The following is a 14,848-nucleotide window of genomic DNA, read 5'->3' as shown; positions in this document are numbered from 1 at the left end:
TCCGGGCCCGGTTTTGCGGGTCGCTGGCCGCCGGCCTGAGCCGGCGTCGGCTCAGTGCTTCATGACCGGATCGGCGGCGCCGGCCTCCGCGGGCTTGGCCACGATGGCTTCCTTGACGGCTTCTTCCTCGGACAGCGGCTCGGGCATGCGCTCCAGCGCAAGCTCCAGCACCTTGTCGATCCAGCGCACCGGAACGATCTCCAGGAAGTTCTTCACGTTATCCGGAATCTCGGCCAGATCCTTGACGTTCTCCTCGGGAATCAGCACCGTCTTGATACCGCCACGATGCGCGGCCAACAGCTTTTCCTTCAGGCCGCCGATGGGCAACACCTCGCCGCGCAGCGTGATCTCGCCCGTCATGGCGACGTCGGCGCGCACCGGAATGCGCGACAGCGCCGACACCATGGCGGTGGTGATGGCGATACCCGCCGACGGGCCGTCCTTGGGCGTGGCGCCCTCGGGCACGTGGACGTGCATGTCGTGCTTCTCGAACACGCTGTCGGCGAACCCCAGCCGGCGCGCCCGCGAACGCACCACGGTGCGTGCGGCCTCGACCGACTCCTTCATGACGTCGCCCAGCGAACCGGTGCGCTGGATATTGCCCTTGCCGGGCATGTCCGCGACTTCGATGGTGAGCAGATCGCCGCCCACTTCGGTCCATGCAAGGCCGGTCACCTGGCCGATCTGGTTTTCCTTTTCGGCCATGCCGAAGGTATAGCGACGCACGCCCAGGAAATCGTTGAGGTTGTCGCCGTTGACCAGCACCGTTTGCGCCTCGGCGGTCTTGTTGCCGGCCGCCTTGGCTTCATCGCTCTTGATCAGCAGTTGCTTGACGACCTTGCGACAGATCTTGCCGACCTCGCGCTCCAGCGCCCGCACGCCCGCCTCGCGGGTGTAGTAGCGCACGATATCGCGCAGCGCGGAATCGTCCACCGTCAGCTCGTTGTCCTTGACGCCGTTGTTCTTCATCAGCTTCGGCAGCAAGTGGTCGCGAGCAATGTGGATCTTCTCTTCCTCGGTGTAGCCGGACAGGCGGATCACTTCCATCCGGTCCAGCAGGGCCGGCGGGATGTTCAAGGTATTGCTGGTGGCCACGAACATCACATCGGACAGGTCGAAGTCGACCTCGATGTAGTGGTCCTGGAACGTGTGGTTCTGCTCCGGATCCAGCACCTCGAGCAGCGCCGACGACGGATCGCCACGGAAGTCCATGCCCAGCTTGTCGATCTCGTCCAGCAGGAACAACGGATTGCGCACGCCGACCTTGGACATGTTCTGCAGGATCTTGCCCGGCATCGAACCGATATAGGTACGGCGGTGGCCACGGATCTCGGCCTCGTCGCGCACGCCGCCCAGCGCCATGCGCACGAACTTGCGGTTGGTCGCCTTGGCGATCGACTGGCCGAGCGAGGTCTTGCCCACGCCCGGGGGGCCCACCAGGCACAGGATCGGCGCCTTGACCTTGTCCACGCGCTGTTGCACGGCAAGGTACTCGAGAATGCGTTCCTTGACCTTTTCCAGCCCGTAGTGGTCGTCGTCGAGCACCCGCTCGGCATTGCCGATCGAGTTGTTGATCTTGCTCTTTCTCTTCCAGGGCAGGTTGATCAGCGTATCGATGTAGTTGCGCACCACCGTCGCTTCCGCCGACATGGGCGACATCAGCTTCAGTTTCTTGAGCTCGCCATCGGCCTTCTTGCGCGCCTCCTTGGGCATATGCGCGGCGATGATCTTCTTCTCGAGCTCTTCGATGTCGGCGCCTTCCTCGCCTTCGCCCAACTCCTTCTGAATGGCCTTGACCTGCTCATTCAGGTAGTAGTCGCGCTGGCTTTTCTCCATCTGCTTCTTGACGCGCCCGCGGATCCGCTTCTCGACCTGCAGGATGTCGATCTCGGTTTCCAGCTGGGTCAGCAGCCCTTCCAGGCGCTCGGCGGTCACGACGACCTCGAGCATCTTCTGTTTCTGCTCCAGCTTGAGCGGCAGATGCGCGGCGATGGTGTCGGCCAGGCGGCCGGCGTCGTCGATACCGGCCAGCGAGGTCAGGATCTCGGGCGGAATCTTCTTGTTCAGCTTCACATACTGCTCGAACTGCGCGACGATGGCGCGGCGCAGCGCCTCGGTCTCCGAACCCTGCAGGGTATCGGGCTCGATCGGCGTCACCTGGCAGGTGAAATGCGAATCGACGTCTTCGATGCTGTCGATGCGGGCGCGCTGGGTGCCCTCGACCAGCACCTTGACGGTGCCGTCGGGCAGCTTGAGCATCTGCAGGATGCTCGCCACGCAGCCGATCTCATAGACGTCCTCGGGAGTCGGGTCATCCTTGCCGGCGGACTTCTGCGCCACCAGCATGATGCTCTTGCCCGCTTCCATCGCCACCTCCAGCGCGCGGATCGAGCGCGGGCGGCCGACAAACAGCGGAATAACCATGTGCGGAAACACGACAACATCGCGCAGCGGCAACAACGGCAGGTCAATCGGGTCGGAAGACAGGGTCTGACTGGCAGACATAGGGGGGTTCCTCGGTATGACTCGGCGTAATGGGGGACGGGGCAAGGGCAGACCCAGGTCTCCACGTCGGTTACGTCTGATATGGGAACAATAGCCGAAAATTCAAGCGCTCGGCATCCAGATAGCGGGAAGATGCAAAAAAACCCGTTACAAACGGGTTTTCTTGCAATGGCGGCCGGGATCGAAGATCAAGCCGCCGCGTCACGGACCTCGCCACGCCCGGCCTTCTCGCCAGAGGCGGCTTCGGATTCGTCGGCGTAGATCAACAGGGGCTTGCCGTCGCCCTCGACGGCATTGGCTTCGAGCACCACGCGGCTGACGTTGCCTTGCGACGGCAGGTCATACATGGTGTCCAGCAGCGCGCCCTCCAGGATGGAGCGCAGGCCGCGCGCCCCCGTCTTGCGCTTGAGCGCCTTGCGGGAGATCGCCTTCAGCGCATCCGGGCGCACGTCGAGTTCCGCGCCTTCCATGGCGAACAGCTTCTGGAACTGCTTGACCAGCGCGTTCTTGGGTTCGGTCAGGATCTGCACCAGCGCGGCCTCGTCCAGCTCGTCCAGCGTGGCGACCACGGGCAGGCGGCCGACCAGTTCGGGGATCAGGCCGAACTTGATCAAGTCCTCGGGCTCGGCCTCGCTGAAGAGCTCACCCACGCCGCGCTCGGACTTGGCGCGCACCGCCGCCGAAAACCCGATGCCCGATTTCTCGGTGCGGTCGCGGATGACCTTTTCCAGGCCGTCGAAGGCGCCGCCGACGATGAACAGGATGTTGGTGGTGTCGACCTGGACGAAGTCCTGGTTGGGATGCTTGCGGCCGCCCTGCGGGGGCACCGAAGCGACCGTGCCTTCGATCAGCTTGAGCAGCGCCTGCTGCACGCCCTCGCCCGATACGTCGCGGGTGATCGACGGGTTGTCGGACTTGCGCGAAATCTTGTCGATCTCATCGATGTAGATGATGGCGCGCTGCGCCTTCTCGACATCGTAGTTGCAGTTCTGCAACAGCTTCTGGATGATGTTCTCGACGTCCTCGCCGACGTAGCCGGCCTCGGTCAGGGTCGTGGCATCGGCCATGACGAACGGCACGTTGAGCATGCGCGCCAGCGTCTGCGCCAGCAGCGTCTTGCCCGACCCGGTCGGGCCGATCAGCATGATGTTGCTCTTGGAGAGCTCGACTTCGTCGCCCTTGATCTCGCCGTGGCGGATACGCTTGTAGTGGTTGTAGACCGCCACCGCCAGCATGCGCTTGGGGCTGGTCTGGCCAATCACGTACTGGTCGAGAAAGGTCTTGATTTCGGCCGGGGTGGGCAGCTCGGAGCGAATGGCAGCGCGCGCGGTAGCCTGCGCTTCCTCGCGGATGATGTCGTTGCAAAGGTCTATGCATTCATCACAGATGAATACCGAAGGACCTGCAATCAGCTTGCGGACTTCGTGCTGGCTCTTGTTGCAAAACGAGCAATGCAGCACTTTTGCGTCTGCCGATCCCTTTTTTTCAGGCATAAGTGTTTCGTATCTCTGGTGAAGACGCGCCAGCCGGATGAGGGCCGGCGCGATCAACGCTTATCGAACATGACGGCAGTGCCAGGGTCCTGCAAGCGCGCCGATCAGGTCTGCGCGCGAGAGGTCAGAACCTTGTCCACCAGACCATACGATACCGCATCTTCGGCGGACATGAAGTTGTCACGCTCGGTGTCTACCGCGATGCGCTCGACCGGCTGGCCGGTATTCTCGGCCAGGATGCGGTTCAGGCGCTCGCGCAGATCCAGGATTTCGCGCGCCTGGATCTGGATATCGCTGGCCTGCCCCTGGGCGCCGCCCGAGGGCTGGTGAATCATGATGCGGGAATTGGGCAGCGTGAACCGCTTGCCCTTCTTCCCCGCCGCCAGCAGGAATGCGCCCATGCTGGCGGCCAGCCCGGTGCACAGCGTCGACACATCGGGCTTGATGAACTGCATGGTGTCGTAGATGGCCATGCCCGCGTACACCGACCCGCCGGGCGAGTTGATGTAGAACGAGATGTCCTTGTCGGGGTTCTCCGATTCCAGGAACAGCAACTGGGCCACGACCAGGTTGGCCGTGTTGTCGTTGACCGGCCCGACCAGGAAGATCAGGCGCTCACGCAACAGCCGCGAGTAAATGTCATAGGCACGCTCGCCCCGGCCCGATTGCTCGATGACCATCGGGATGTAGCCCAGGCCGGTGGGCGTCACCGACGACCCGCCGTGCATTGCCGCATAGAAATCGGTGAAACGCTGCATGGTTATGCCATCCCCATCAACTGATCAAAAGGCACCTTCTCGTCGGCGACCTTGGCGTTCTCGAGCACGTGGGCGACCACGTTATCCTCGAGCACGATCGCCTCGATTTCAGCGCGGCGCTGGCGGTCGGCCAGGTAGTAGCTGACGACCTGGGCCGGCTGTTCGTAATTCTGCGCGAACTCCTCGATGCGCGCGCGCACCTGCTCGGGCTTGGCCTGCAGCTGGGCCTGCTTGACCAGTTCGGAGACCAGCAGCCCCAGGCGCACACGGCGCTCGGACTCGGTCGAGAACACCTCGGCCGGCATCGGCACGGAATCGGCATTGGGCACGCCGCGCTGCTTGAGCTCTTCGCGGGCAGCGGCGATACGGCCTTCCACGTCGCTGTCGACCAGCGCCTTGGGCACGTCGAACTTGCCGGCCTCGACCAGCGCATCCATCACGCTGCCCTTGGTGCGGCCTTGCAGGCGCGCCTTGACTTCGCGTTCGATGTTGGTCCGGATGTCGGCCTTCAGCTTTTCGACATCGCCTTCGGCCTGGCCGAGCGACTTGGCGAATTCGGCATCGACCTCGGGCAGCACGCCTTCGGCGACTTCCTTGACGGTGATGGTGAACTCGGCCGTCTTGCCGGCGACTTCCTTGCCCTGGTAGTCGTCAGGGAACTTGAGCGGGAACACCTTGCTCTCGCCGGCCTTCAGGCCGAGCGCGGCTTCCTCGAATTCGGGCAGCATGCGGCCCTGGCCCAGCACGAACGGGAAGTCCTCGGCCTTGCCGCCTTCGAAGGGCACGCCGTCGATCGTGCCGGCAAAGTCCAGCACGACGCGGTCGCCGTCCTGCGAGGCGCGGCCTTCGCGGGTTTCGAACTTGGCGCGTTGCTTGCGCAGCACGTCGAGCGTCTGGTTGACTTCGGCGTCGGTGACCGGGGTGTCGTAGCGGGTGACGGCCAGCGCCGACAGGTCCGGCACGGTGACTTCCGGGTACACCTCGAACGTGGCGGTGAACGCCAGCGTGTCGTCGGCGACGCCTTCGGTCTTGGGAGTGAGGGTGGGCGAACCGGCGACGCGCAGCTTGGCGCCGTCGACGGCTTGTTCGAAAGCGCGGCCGACCAGACTGTTGATCACGTCGTAGCGGATGCCGGGGCCATGGCTGCGCTCGAGCATCGCCAGCGGCGCCTTGCCGGGACGAAAGCCGGCGACCTTGGCCGTGCGGCCCACGCGCTTCAATTGCGCCTGGACTTCCTTTTCGACTTCGGCGACCGAGACGGCCAGATCAACACGGCGCTCCAGGCCGGAGAGGGTTTCAACCACAGGCTGCATTAAGAGACCTATTTTCCGAGAAAGAGGGAGATGATATAGCGGATAAACAGGTCATTTTACCGGAAACTCGCCGGGGACCGGAGCGCCCCGGGAAGCGCCCGGCGAGCAGCCGCGACGGGCCGCGCACGGCGCATCCGGGGACGGTAGAATTTCGCCCGCCCGAATTCTCCACACAACCATGGCTCGCAAACCTCCCATGCATCCCATCCAAGAACCCCGCCTCGGCCCGCTGCCCGCGCTGATCTTCAGTTCGCGCTGGCTGCAACTGCCGCTCTACCTGGGCCTGATCGTCGCCCAGGGCGTATACGTCCTGCTCTTCCTGAAGGAGTTGTGGCACCTGGTCACCCACACCCTGTCCTTCGGCGAGCAGGAAATCATGCTCATCGTGCTGGGCCTGATCGACGTGGTCATGATCTCCAACCTGCTCGTGATGGTCATCGTCGGCGGCTACGAAACCTTCGTCTCGCGCCTGCGCCTGGAAGGCCACCCCGACCAGCCGGAATGGCTCAGCCACGTCAACGCCAGCGTGCTCAAGGTCAAGCTGGCCATGGCCATCATCGGCATCTCGTCGATCCACCTGCTGCGCACCTTCATCGAGGCGAGCAACCTGGGCTCGCCCAATTCCCGCTTCACCGAAACCGGCGTGATGTGGCAGACCATCATCCACGTGGTCTTCATCCTGTCGGCGATCGGCATCGCGTATGTCGACCGCCTGACCAGCCAGTCCGTCGGGCACGGCGCCCATCCGTCGCACTGAATACGGCGCGCAACAAAAAGCCCCACTGCCGCGAGGCAATGGGGCTTTTTTCATGCGGCCCGCCGGAACTGCGCCGGCCGCGGCGACAACGGGGCCGTCAGGCGATGACTTTTATGTTCTTGGCGCTTGGCCCCTTGGGCCCTTGTCCCACCTCGAAGGATACGCGCTGATTCTCCTGCAGCGATTTGTAGCCCTCGCTGCGGATCTCGGAATAATGTGCAAAAAGATCTTTACTGCCGTCATCGGGCATGATGAATCCATAGCCCTTTTCGGCATTGAACCACTTGACGATACCGGTTGCCATGAAATGTCCTTGAACCTGTTTAGAGCGGTTGCTCGGGGCGCCAGATAATCAAGGATGGCATTGACCCCGCTAAACGGAGCTACGGCGACCAGAACACAAGCCACCGCGTCGCTTGAAGATCTCGCCAGTTCAGTGTAGGAGTGATGCCCCGACAGGTCAATCGGCCTTACGCACCGGATCGCGGCCTTCCCCGCGCGCATGAACGTGCGCTTGCGGCCAGCCCGGCAAGCCCGCCGAAAGCGGAAAATTCCACACCAGAAAGCGACGTTACAACAGCATACAAAATTGGGGGAACTCGGCCAGAAAACGCGGTTTTTCAGCATCACGACTGAATATGCGAAGCCCTCAGCCGGAAAATCCGCCCTGGTCCAGAAACTGCTGTTCCTCGGCGGTCGTGGCGCGGCCCAAGACAGTATTTCGATGCGGGAAACGCCCAAAGCGAGCAATAATATCGCGGTGGATTTCCGCCCAACGCAAGGTTTCGGCGTGCAGCGGCGCCATCAGGCTTACACACTGTTCCTGGGCCGCCAAATCTTCGGCATGTTCGAGCGGCATGTAATAGAACTGCCGCAAATCTTCCGGCCCCTGCCGGTCCAGCCCGGCCGCGATCGCCTGCTCGCAGATCTGCCGCGCCAGCCCGTCGGTGGCAAACATATGGCCGGTTCCGCGATAGGCGTTACGCGGGAATTGATCCAGCAGAATCAGCAATGCCAGCACCCCCTCGGCGCTGGCGGACCAGGCCATCAATCCCCCGCGCGCCGCCGCCATGTGCGCGGCTTCGAAACGCATGGTGAACGTACGGTCGAATTGCTCGTCCTTGGCATACCAGCGGGCGGGTCCCGCCTCGCGCCAGAACGCGAGAACGGTCGCCGCATCGGGCAAGGCTGCCGGGCCGGCCATCGAATCGGACATGTCGTGCTCCTGCGGAATTGGCCGCTTGGGCCAAGCAATGAAAAAGCCCCCTGGCGGGGGCTTTTATGGACGCGCTCAGATTCTTACAGAATCTGGATCTTCGTCGCCTGAGGACCCTTCGGGCCCATCGCCGTCACGAAGCTGACGCGCTGATTCTCTTCCAACGACTTGAAGCCATTGGCCTGGATTTCCGAGAAGTGCGCGAACAAATCCTTGCCGCCCGCTTCCGGGGTGATGAAGCCATAACCTTTTTCCGCGTTGAACCACTTAACGACGCCGGTTTCCATACTGTATTTCCTAGAAATTAATGGGCCGAGACCCGGGACCACGAATCAATCAAGGAGGGGCAGTAGAACAATAACGCGGACGCCGGAGAAGGCACGGCACTGAACAAACATTGCAACGCTTGATTTCGTGTGTGCCGACACTATCGTCAGGTTCCCCTCACAAGTCAACATAATCCTAAAAAACGCGTGCCAATATTGCAACAAAGAGCAACTGCCGTGCCACGATGCTTATTTTTTGCGCAAATATTTGCGTCTCGGTAATGTGCTTATAAGGTGTGCGCATGACCCTCGGCCCGCCTGCGGCGGCTACTCGTCGACCGGCAAGCCCAGCAGGTCCAGCGCGGCGCCATAGCAGTCGCCGTCGGCGCAGAAGAACACCGCGACGTCGCCGGGATTCATATTCTCGATGACCTGATCGATCTCCATTTGCGCCCCGTCGACGCTGTCGACCGCCGCCGCGTGAATGTCGGCCCCCTCCTCCACGCGCTGGCGCGGCACGATGTCCGCGATGGCGTCCAGATCGGCAGGCCCCAGCACCACATAGGTGCCGATGGTCTGGCCATCCACGCGGGTTTCCAGGCAAACGCCATTGGCGAGTTCGGCAAGCAGGTGGCTGGAAATATCCATGATGATTGTCCAAGAAAAAGCCGGCGCGCCCGATGGCGCGCTCAGTGCGTCAGATGGCGCCGCCTTACGCGGCGCGTAACCAGTGTTGCCGCGCCGCCGATCATCAGGCAGAACATGAACGCGGCGATCGCCAGCAGGGGCGCGTAGGGGCCCACGTCCTCGCCTCGCGCGCCCAGCAGCACCGCCACGCCGACCGCGATCGCCAGGCCCAGCATCGCGATGACGCTGTGGGCAAGCCGGCCCAGGCGTCCGAACAGCGCGCCACCGACCAGGGCCAACGCCACCAGCGCGGCCATGAACCAGAAAAAATCCTCGTAGACCATGAGATCGAAAGGCGGACGCCTGGGAAGACCAACGGGCCGCCATTATAGGCGGCCCCGCGGCGCGGCCCGGCGCGCTAGAAGCGGTACGCGTAGCCGATGTTCAGCGACAGGTCCTGGCTGATGTTGGCGCCGTGCCCATAGCGCAGATCCGCGTAGGCGCGATGCGCCCCCACGTCCAGCGCCGCGCCGGCACCCAGCTGCCAGCGGCTGCCGGGCAGTTCGGCATCGTACGACTTGCCGCCGAAATCGACCGAGTCGTCGTGCGAGAACTCGTGCAGGTACGAGGCGCTGACATAAGGACGCAAGGTCGCGCCGCCGGCCAGGGTGAAATCCCGGCCGGCGCGCACGCCGGCCCGCCCCTGCACCGACGTCTGACTGCTGCGCGAGTAGATCACCTGCGCCTGCGGCTCGACGAACCAGCGTTGCGGCAACTTGAAGTGATAGCCGGCCTCGACACTGCCCGTATACGTTGTATGCGATATATCGTCGTCGTAGTCGCCCAGCCCCAGCGGCAGGTCGAACGACACGGACTCGTCGATACGCCCCAGCTTGCTGACCGCATCGACGTAGAACCCGCCGTTGTCCACATAAGTCAGGTACGTGCCCAGGAACCGGCTTTCGATCCGGCCGTGCATGATGTCGTTGTCATCCATGCGGGCGCGCGAGACGCCGGCGTAGGCGCCCAGATAGAGCCGCCCCGTGTCCAGGCGCCAGCCATGGTCGGCGCCCAGCGTCAGGTACTCCACGCGCAGGTCGAACGCCGGTGTGTCCGGCGTATCGACCTTGAAGCGGTTCGCGCTGCCGCGCGCCCAGAAGGCGCCCTCGTCGTGGCCGCGGCGCAGATCGCCCTGGCGTTGCGCCAGGGTTCCCATCTCGGCGTCGAGCAGCAGCATCGATGCGCTCTGCCCCATCGCCACCGCCCGCGCGCTGCGCGCGGCGACCTCGGCCCGTACCGCCTGCTGCACCTGCCGGCGCGCCTGCCGTTCGAATTCGCGCTGCAGCCGCGCACGCTGCGCAGGCGTCAACGCCGCCAGCCCCTGCGTGATCTGCCCGGGTGTCAGCGCCTGCACATATTGCCGCAATTGCGCATCCGTCAGGCCTGACAGATAGGGGCGCAACAGCGCCGGCGCCAGCCACGACGCCTGCTGGCGCAGGGCATCGGACGGCAGGCCGGACAAATACTGCCGCACCTCGGCGGCGCCGAGTCCCGCGGGCAGCGGAGTCTGTGCCTGCGCCGGCGCGAGCGGCGCGACAGCCAGCGCGGCCAGCGCGCAGGCGCCGAGATAGCGGGGCAAACGTGCCAGGATGGAAGTCGGTTTCATTGCAGGTGCCGCCTTGTCAAAACTCGAAATATTTTCGATACAAAATACAAAATCGAATTTTAAAAAGTAAGCCAGCCGCCAAAGGGACGGAAACCAGGGCAATTCCGGCCCAGATCGCGAAATCGCCTGCCCGTGGCCGTGGCTCGCCCGCTCCCCGCAAGTCGTCGTCCTGCCCTAGTCGATCATTACATTCATGCAATGATCTGGTTTATTCCAAGAAATTAGGCCTAAAAATGGAATAATCTTTACCAAAAACCAGGGTTTATCCGGATGTCACGAGCGCGCACAATTCGGCCATTGGGAAACGAAACAACGAACTACGACGGAACAGAAAGCCCGCCGTGTCCGGAGTCCCACATCCAAGTGAACCGGAGGAATTGCCATGAAAACCCTTGCTACCGCCCTGATGCTGTCGCTCGGCCTGCTGAGCGCAGGCGCCCAGGCCGCGCCCAACGCCGAACCCAACAACCTGCCCTACCAGGGCGTCTACGGCCAGACCGACGCCAATGCGCCGACCCGCGCCCAGGTGCAGGCCGAACTGGCGCAAGCCAAGGCCAACGGCCAATACACGTTTGGCGAGCTGGAATATCCCGCCGCGCAGACCGGCAGCACCGCCGCCCCGAGCCGCGACCAGGTCAAGGCAGAACTGGCCCAGGCCAAGGCCAGCGGCCAATACACCTTCGGCGAACTCGACTACCCGCCCCGCAACTGAGCATCGGCCGGCCCACCCCCCGGCCGGCGTTCGCGTGCGCAGTCGAACTGCCGCCATCCCCACAAGGGATGGCGGCAGTTCTTTTTACGGACGGGGGAAGCGGCGATGGATGCGACACCGGGCAAGCGCGCCGCGTGGCCAGAAAGGCAGGGGAAGGTGCCGGCCAACCCGTTGATTCAAAAAGAATTGATAATAGCGATCAACGGGTGTCAATGAGTTGGTGCGAAGGGCGGGACTCGAACCCGCACACCTGTTACGGCGTCAGGACCTAAACCTGGTGCGTCTACCAATTTCGCCACCTTCGCAAAGCCAAGCCCGCTATTGTAGCTTGCTTGTTAAAATCATGCCCCATGAATCCGCGCCTCGATGCCTTGCATCCTTATCCTTTTGAAAAATTGCGGGCCTTGCTTGCGGACGCTGGTAAGCCGACGCACGACCTGCCTCCCATCAACCTGTCGATCGGCGAGCCCAAGCACGCGGCTCCGGCCTGTGTAGGCCAGGCCATTGCCGCCAACCTGGCGGGCCTGTCGGTCTATCCGTCGACCAAGGGCGAGCCGGCCCTGCGCCAGGCGATCTCGCAATGGCTGTCGCGCCGCTACAGCATTCCCGCGCCCGATCCCGAGAGCGAAGTGCTGCCGGTGCTGGGCTCGCGCGAGGCGTTGTTCGCCTTCGCCCAGACCGTCATCGATCCCTCGGCCGGCGCGCTGGTGGTGTGTCCCAATCCGTTCTACCAGATCTACGAGGGCGCGGCCCTGCTGGCCGGCGCCACCCCCTATTACGTCAACGCCGACCCGGCACGCGATTTCGGCTGCGACTGGGCGCGCGTGCCCGACGAGGTCTGGCGCAGGACCCAACTGGTGTTCGTGTGTTCGCCGGGCAATCCCGCCGGCAACGTGATGAGCCTGGAAGAATGGCGCACCCTGTTCGAGCTGTCCGATCGCCATGGTTTCGTGATCGCCGCGGACGAGTGCTACTCGGAAATCTATCTGGACGAGGATAACCCCCCGCTGGGCAGCCTGCAGGCGGCGCGCCGCCTGGGGCGCGATCGCTACACGAACCTGGTGGCGTTCTCCAGCCTGTCCAAGCGTTCGAACGTGCCCGGCATGCGTTCGGGGTTCGTGGCCGGCGACGCCGCGCTGCTGGCGCGCTTCCTGCTGTACCGCACCTACCATGGCAGCGCCATGAGCCCGGTTGTTTCGGCCGCCAGCATCGCTGCGTGGTCCGATGAGACGCATGTGCAGGAAAACCGGCGCCAGTATCGCGCCAAGTTCGAAGCCGTGCTGCCCATCCTGCAGAACGTACTGGATGTGCGCGCGCCACAGGCTTCGTTCTACCTGTGGGCGGGCACGCCCGGCTCGGATACGGCGTTTGCGCGCGAGCTCTATGGCCGTACCGGCGTCACGGTGCTGCCGGGCAGCCTGCTGGCGCGCGAAGCGCACAATGCCAACCCCGGCCAAGGCCGCATACGGATCGCGCTGGTGGCGCCACTGGACCAATGCGTACAGGCCGCCGAGCGCATCGCCCATTTTGCAAGAACCTCCATTTGATCAACCCTGGAATAGCTGAGCCGTCATGACTCTCGACCTGCAGACCACCATCGAACAAGCCTGGGAAAACCGGGCCAACCTGTCGCCCGTCGACGCGAGCGCCGAAGTGCGCGATGCCGTCGAACACACGATCGACGGATTGGATCTGGGCCGCCTGCGCGTGGCCGAAAAAATCGACGATCAATGGATCGTGCACCAATGGATCAAGAAGGCCGTGCTGCTGTCGTTCCGGCTGCACGACAATGCCGTCATGGGCCAGGGCCCGCTGCAGTTCTACGACAAGGTGCCGACCAAGTTCGCCGGCTACGGCGAAGCCGCGTTCAAGGCCGGCGGCTACCGCGTGGTGCCGCCGGCCGCGGCGCGCCGCGGCGCTTTCATCGCCCGCAACGTGGTGCTGATGCCCTCCTACGTCAACATCGGCGCCTATGTCGATGAAGGCACCATGGTCGATACCTGGGCCACCGTGGGCTCGTGCGCGCAGATCGGCAAGAACGTGCACCTGTCCGGCGGCGTGGGCATCGGCGGCGTGCTCGAACCGCTGCAGGCCAACCCCACCATCATCGAGGACAACTGCTTCATCGGCGCGCGCTCGGAAGTCGTCGAGGGCGTGGTGGTCGAGGAGAACTCGGTGCTGGCGATGGGCGTGTTCCTGTCGCAAAGCACCAAGATCTACGATCGCGCCACCGGCAAGGTTTCGTACGGCCGCGTGCCGTCGGGCTCGGTCGTGGTTCCCGGCTCGCTACCGTCCGAGGATGGCTCGCACAGCCTGGCCTGCGCGGTGATCGTCAAGCGCGTCGACGCGCAGACCCGCGCCAAGACCAGCATCAATGACCTGCTGAGGGCCTGATGACCGCATCTGCCGTACTGGATCTGGTCAAGGATCTGATCGCCCGTCCCTCGGTCACGCCCGACGATGTGGATTGCCAGATGCTGCTGGCGCAGCGCCTGGAGCGCATCGGTTTCCAATGCGAAACGATTGCGCGCGGCGGCGTGACCAACCTGTGGGCGCGACGCGGCGCCGGCGCGCCCCTGACGGTGTTCGCCGGCCATACCGACGTGGTGCCGCCCGGTCCGCGCGACAAGTGGGACAGCGACCCCTTCGTGCCGACCGAGCGCGACGGGTTCCTGTACGGCAGGGGTGCCGCCGACATGAAAAGCTCGATCGCCGCCTTCGTGGTGGCGGCCGAGGAGTTCGTGGCGGCGCACCCCGAACACCCGGGTTCGATCGCCCTGCTGATCACCTCCGACGAAGAGGGGCCGGCAGTCGACGGAACGGTGATCGTCTGCGACGAGCTGCGCCAGCGCGGCGAACAGCTCGACTACTGCATCGTCGGCGAACCGACCTCCACCGAGGCGTTGGGCGACGTATGCAAGAACGGACGCCGCGGTTCGCTGTCCGGACGCCTGCTGGTCAAGGGCGTGCAAGGCCATGTCGCGTACCCCCACCTGGCGCGCAACCCGGTCCATCAACTGGCGCCGGCGCTGACCGAACTGGTCGCCATCGAATGGGACCAGGGCAACGAGTACTTCCCGCCTACCACGTTCCAGGTCTCCAACCTGCACGCCGGCACGGGCGCGACCAACGTCGTGCCGGGCGAGGCGGTGGCGCTGTTCAATTTCCGCTTTTCCACCGCCAGCACGCCCGGCCAGCTCAAGGCGCGCGTGCATGAGGTGCTGGACCGCCACGGCCTGGAGTACCAGCTCGACTGGGAGCTGGGCGGCGAACCTTTCTTGACGCCGCGCGGCTCGCTGACCGATGCGCTGGTGTCGGCAATCCAGGCCGAAACCGGATTGCAGGCCGAACTCTCGACCACCGGCGGCACATCCGATGGCCGCTTCATCGCCAGGATCTGCCCGCAGGTCATCGAGTTCGGCCCCTGCAACGCCACGATCCACAAGGTCAACGAGCGCATCGAACTGTCCAGCCTCGCGCCCTTGAAGAACATTTACCGCCGCACGCTGGAAAACCTGCTGCTGGCCGACTGATC

General features: G+C 64.0%; 15 protein-coding genes and 1 tRNA gene. 5 read left to right on the top strand and 11 right to left on the bottom strand.

Annotation, left to right across the window (positions count from 1 at the left end; genetic code table 11):
- Positions 1–51: 51 nt before the first annotated feature.
- From lon to tig, 4 genes are all read right to left on the bottom strand, one after another.
- Complete coding sequence (lon, locus tag EL288_RS09360) at positions 52–2,505, bottom strand: endopeptidase La (protein ID WP_003812504.1); 2,454 nt, start codon at positions 2,503–2,505, stop codon at positions 52–54.
- A 188-nt stretch (positions 2,506–2,693) separates the two neighbouring features.
- A complete protein-coding gene (clpX, locus tag EL288_RS09355) occupies positions 2,694–3,998 on the bottom strand; it encodes an ATP-dependent Clp protease ATP-binding subunit ClpX (RefSeq protein ID WP_010926436.1) in 1,305 nt (434 codons plus the stop codon).
- A gap of 104 nt (positions 3,999–4,102) precedes the next feature.
- Entirely contained in the window at positions 4,103–4,756 is a 654-nt protein-coding gene (gene clpP / locus EL288_RS09350) for an ATP-dependent Clp endopeptidase proteolytic subunit ClpP (protein WP_003812508.1), read from the bottom strand.
- Between the two features lie 2 nt (positions 4,757–4,758).
- Positions 4,759–6,069, bottom strand: a complete 1,311-nt coding sequence (tig, locus tag EL288_RS09345) for a trigger factor (protein ID WP_003812510.1) — start codon at positions 6,067–6,069, stop codon at positions 4,759–4,761.
- A gap of 196 nt (positions 6,070–6,265) precedes the next feature.
- On the opposite strand from tig, the gene EL288_RS09340 reads away from it, so the two are divergent.
- Complete coding sequence (locus EL288_RS09340) at positions 6,266–6,826, top strand: TIGR00645 family protein (protein ID WP_033448628.1); 561 nt, start codon at positions 6,266–6,268, stop codon at positions 6,824–6,826.
- 97 nt (positions 6,827–6,923) lie between these two features.
- On the opposite strand, the gene EL288_RS09335 is transcribed toward EL288_RS09340, so the two are convergent.
- The 6 genes from EL288_RS09335 to phg all read right to left on the bottom strand — a co-directional run bounded on the left by EL288_RS09335 (position 6,924) and on the right by phg (position 10,601).
- Entirely contained in the window at positions 6,924–7,130 is a 207-nt protein-coding gene (locus tag EL288_RS09335; RefSeq protein WP_003812516.1) for a cold-shock protein, read from the bottom strand.
- 345 nt (positions 7,131–7,475) lie between these two features.
- The gene (locus EL288_RS09330; RefSeq protein ID WP_126621911.1) at positions 7,476–8,042 is read right to left on the bottom strand and encodes a DUF924 family protein; all 567 of its coding nucleotides are present in this window, start codon (positions 8,040–8,042) and stop codon (positions 7,476–7,478) included.
- A gap of 83 nt (positions 8,043–8,125) precedes the next feature.
- Positions 8,126–8,329: a cold-shock protein gene (locus tag EL288_RS09325; RefSeq protein WP_010930551.1), complete on the bottom strand. Its 204-nt coding sequence runs from the start codon at positions 8,327–8,329 to the stop codon at positions 8,126–8,128.
- A gap of 306 nt (positions 8,330–8,635) precedes the next feature.
- The gene (locus EL288_RS09320) at positions 8,636–8,956 is read right to left on the bottom strand and encodes a hypothetical protein (protein WP_003812524.1); all 321 of its coding nucleotides are present in this window, start codon (positions 8,954–8,956) and stop codon (positions 8,636–8,638) included.
- Between the two features lie 41 nt (positions 8,957–8,997).
- Positions 8,998–9,279, bottom strand: coding sequence for a membrane protein (locus tag EL288_RS09315; protein ID WP_003812526.1), 282 nt, complete (start codon positions 9,277–9,279; stop codon positions 8,998–9,000).
- Positions 9,280–9,353: 74 nt separating this feature from the next.
- On the bottom strand, positions 9,354–10,601 hold the full coding sequence (phg, locus tag EL288_RS09310) for an autotransporter Phg (RefSeq protein WP_003812528.1): 1,248 nt from the start codon (positions 10,599–10,601) through the stop codon (positions 9,354–9,356).
- 382 nt (positions 10,602–10,983) lie between these two features.
- Between phg and EL288_RS09305 the strand changes: the two genes are divergently transcribed.
- Positions 10,984–11,313, top strand: a complete 330-nt coding sequence (locus tag EL288_RS09305; protein WP_003812529.1) for a DUF4148 domain-containing protein — start codon at positions 10,984–10,986, stop codon at positions 11,311–11,313.
- A 218-nt stretch (positions 11,314–11,531) separates the two neighbouring features.
- Here EL288_RS09305 and EL288_RS09300 read toward each other — a convergent pair.
- Positions 11,532–11,618 (bottom strand) — tRNA-Leu (locus EL288_RS09300).
- A 45-nt stretch (positions 11,619–11,663) separates the two neighbouring features.
- On the opposite strand from EL288_RS09300, the gene dapC reads away from it, so the two are divergent.
- From dapC to dapE, 3 genes are read left to right on the top strand one after another with little or no spacing between them, the layout of a single operon-like run.
- Complete coding sequence (dapC, locus tag EL288_RS09295; protein ID WP_033448163.1) at positions 11,664–12,860, top strand: succinyldiaminopimelate transaminase; 1,197 nt, start codon at positions 11,664–11,666, stop codon at positions 12,858–12,860.
- A 25-nt stretch (positions 12,861–12,885) separates the two neighbouring features.
- On the top strand, positions 12,886–13,707 hold the full coding sequence (gene dapD / locus EL288_RS09290; RefSeq protein ID WP_033458429.1) for a 2,3,4,5-tetrahydropyridine-2,6-dicarboxylate N-succinyltransferase: 822 nt from the start codon (positions 12,886–12,888) through the stop codon (positions 13,705–13,707).
- Complete coding sequence (gene dapE, locus EL288_RS09285; protein ID WP_003812538.1) at positions 13,707–14,846, top strand: succinyl-diaminopimelate desuccinylase; 1,140 nt, start codon at positions 13,707–13,709, stop codon at positions 14,844–14,846. Before dapD ends, dapE begins: the two co-directional genes overlap by 1 nt.
- Positions 14,847–14,848 lie beyond the last annotated feature (2 nt).

Origin of the sequence: Bordetella bronchiseptica, assembly GCF_900636925.1 — a bacterium.
Lineage (GTDB): Bacteria > Pseudomonadota > Gammaproteobacteria > Burkholderiales > Burkholderiaceae_B > Bordetella > Bordetella pertussis.
The sequence above is the reverse complement of the archived record's forward strand: the minus strand, read 5'-3'. Positions and strand labels throughout refer to the sequence as shown.

Coding starts and splice junctions, on each gene's coding strand:
- EL288_RS09315 (WP_003812526.1), bottom strand. CDS start 9,279: ATGGTCTACGAGGATTTTTTCTGGTTCATGGCCGCGCTGGTGGCGTTG.
- tig (WP_003812510.1), bottom strand. CDS start 6,069: ATGCAGCCTGTGGTTGAAACCCTCTCCGGCCTGGAGCGCCGTGTTGAT.
- lon (WP_003812504.1), bottom strand. CDS start 2,505: ATGTCTGCCAGTCAGACCCTGTCTTCCGACCCGATTGACCTGCCGTTG.
- phg (WP_003812528.1), bottom strand. CDS start 10,601: ATGAAACCGACTTCCATCCTGGCACGTTTGCCCCGCTATCTCGGCGCC.
- EL288_RS09325 (WP_010930551.1), bottom strand. CDS start 8,329: ATGGAAACCGGCGTCGTTAAGTGGTTCAACGCGGAAAAAGGTTATGGC.
- EL288_RS09340 (WP_033448628.1), top strand. CDS start 6,266: ATGCATCCCATCCAAGAACCCCGCCTCGGCCCGCTGCCCGCGCTGATC.
- clpP (WP_003812508.1), bottom strand. CDS start 4,756: ATGCAGCGTTTCACCGATTTCTATGCGGCAATGCACGGCGGGTCGTCG.
- EL288_RS09330 (WP_126621911.1), bottom strand. CDS start 8,042: ATGTCCGATTCGATGGCCGGCCCGGCAGCCTTGCCCGATGCGGCGACC.
- EL288_RS09320 (WP_003812524.1), bottom strand. CDS start 8,956: ATGGATATTTCCAGCCACCTGCTTGCCGAACTCGCCAATGGCGTTTGC.
- EL288_RS09335 (WP_003812516.1), bottom strand. CDS start 7,130: ATGGCAACCGGTATCGTCAAGTGGTTCAATGCCGAAAAGGGCTATGGA.
- dapD (WP_033458429.1), top strand. CDS start 12,886: ATGACTCTCGACCTGCAGACCACCATCGAACAAGCCTGGGAAAACCGG.
- EL288_RS09305 (WP_003812529.1), top strand. CDS start 10,984: ATGAAAACCCTTGCTACCGCCCTGATGCTGTCGCTCGGCCTGCTGAGC.
- dapC (WP_033448163.1), top strand. CDS start 11,664: ATGAATCCGCGCCTCGATGCCTTGCATCCTTATCCTTTTGAAAAATTG.
- clpX (WP_010926436.1), bottom strand. CDS start 3,998: ATGCCTGAAAAAAAGGGATCGGCAGACGCAAAAGTGCTGCATTGCTCG.
- dapE (WP_003812538.1), top strand. CDS start 13,707: ATGACCGCATCTGCCGTACTGGATCTGGTCAAGGATCTGATCGCCCGT.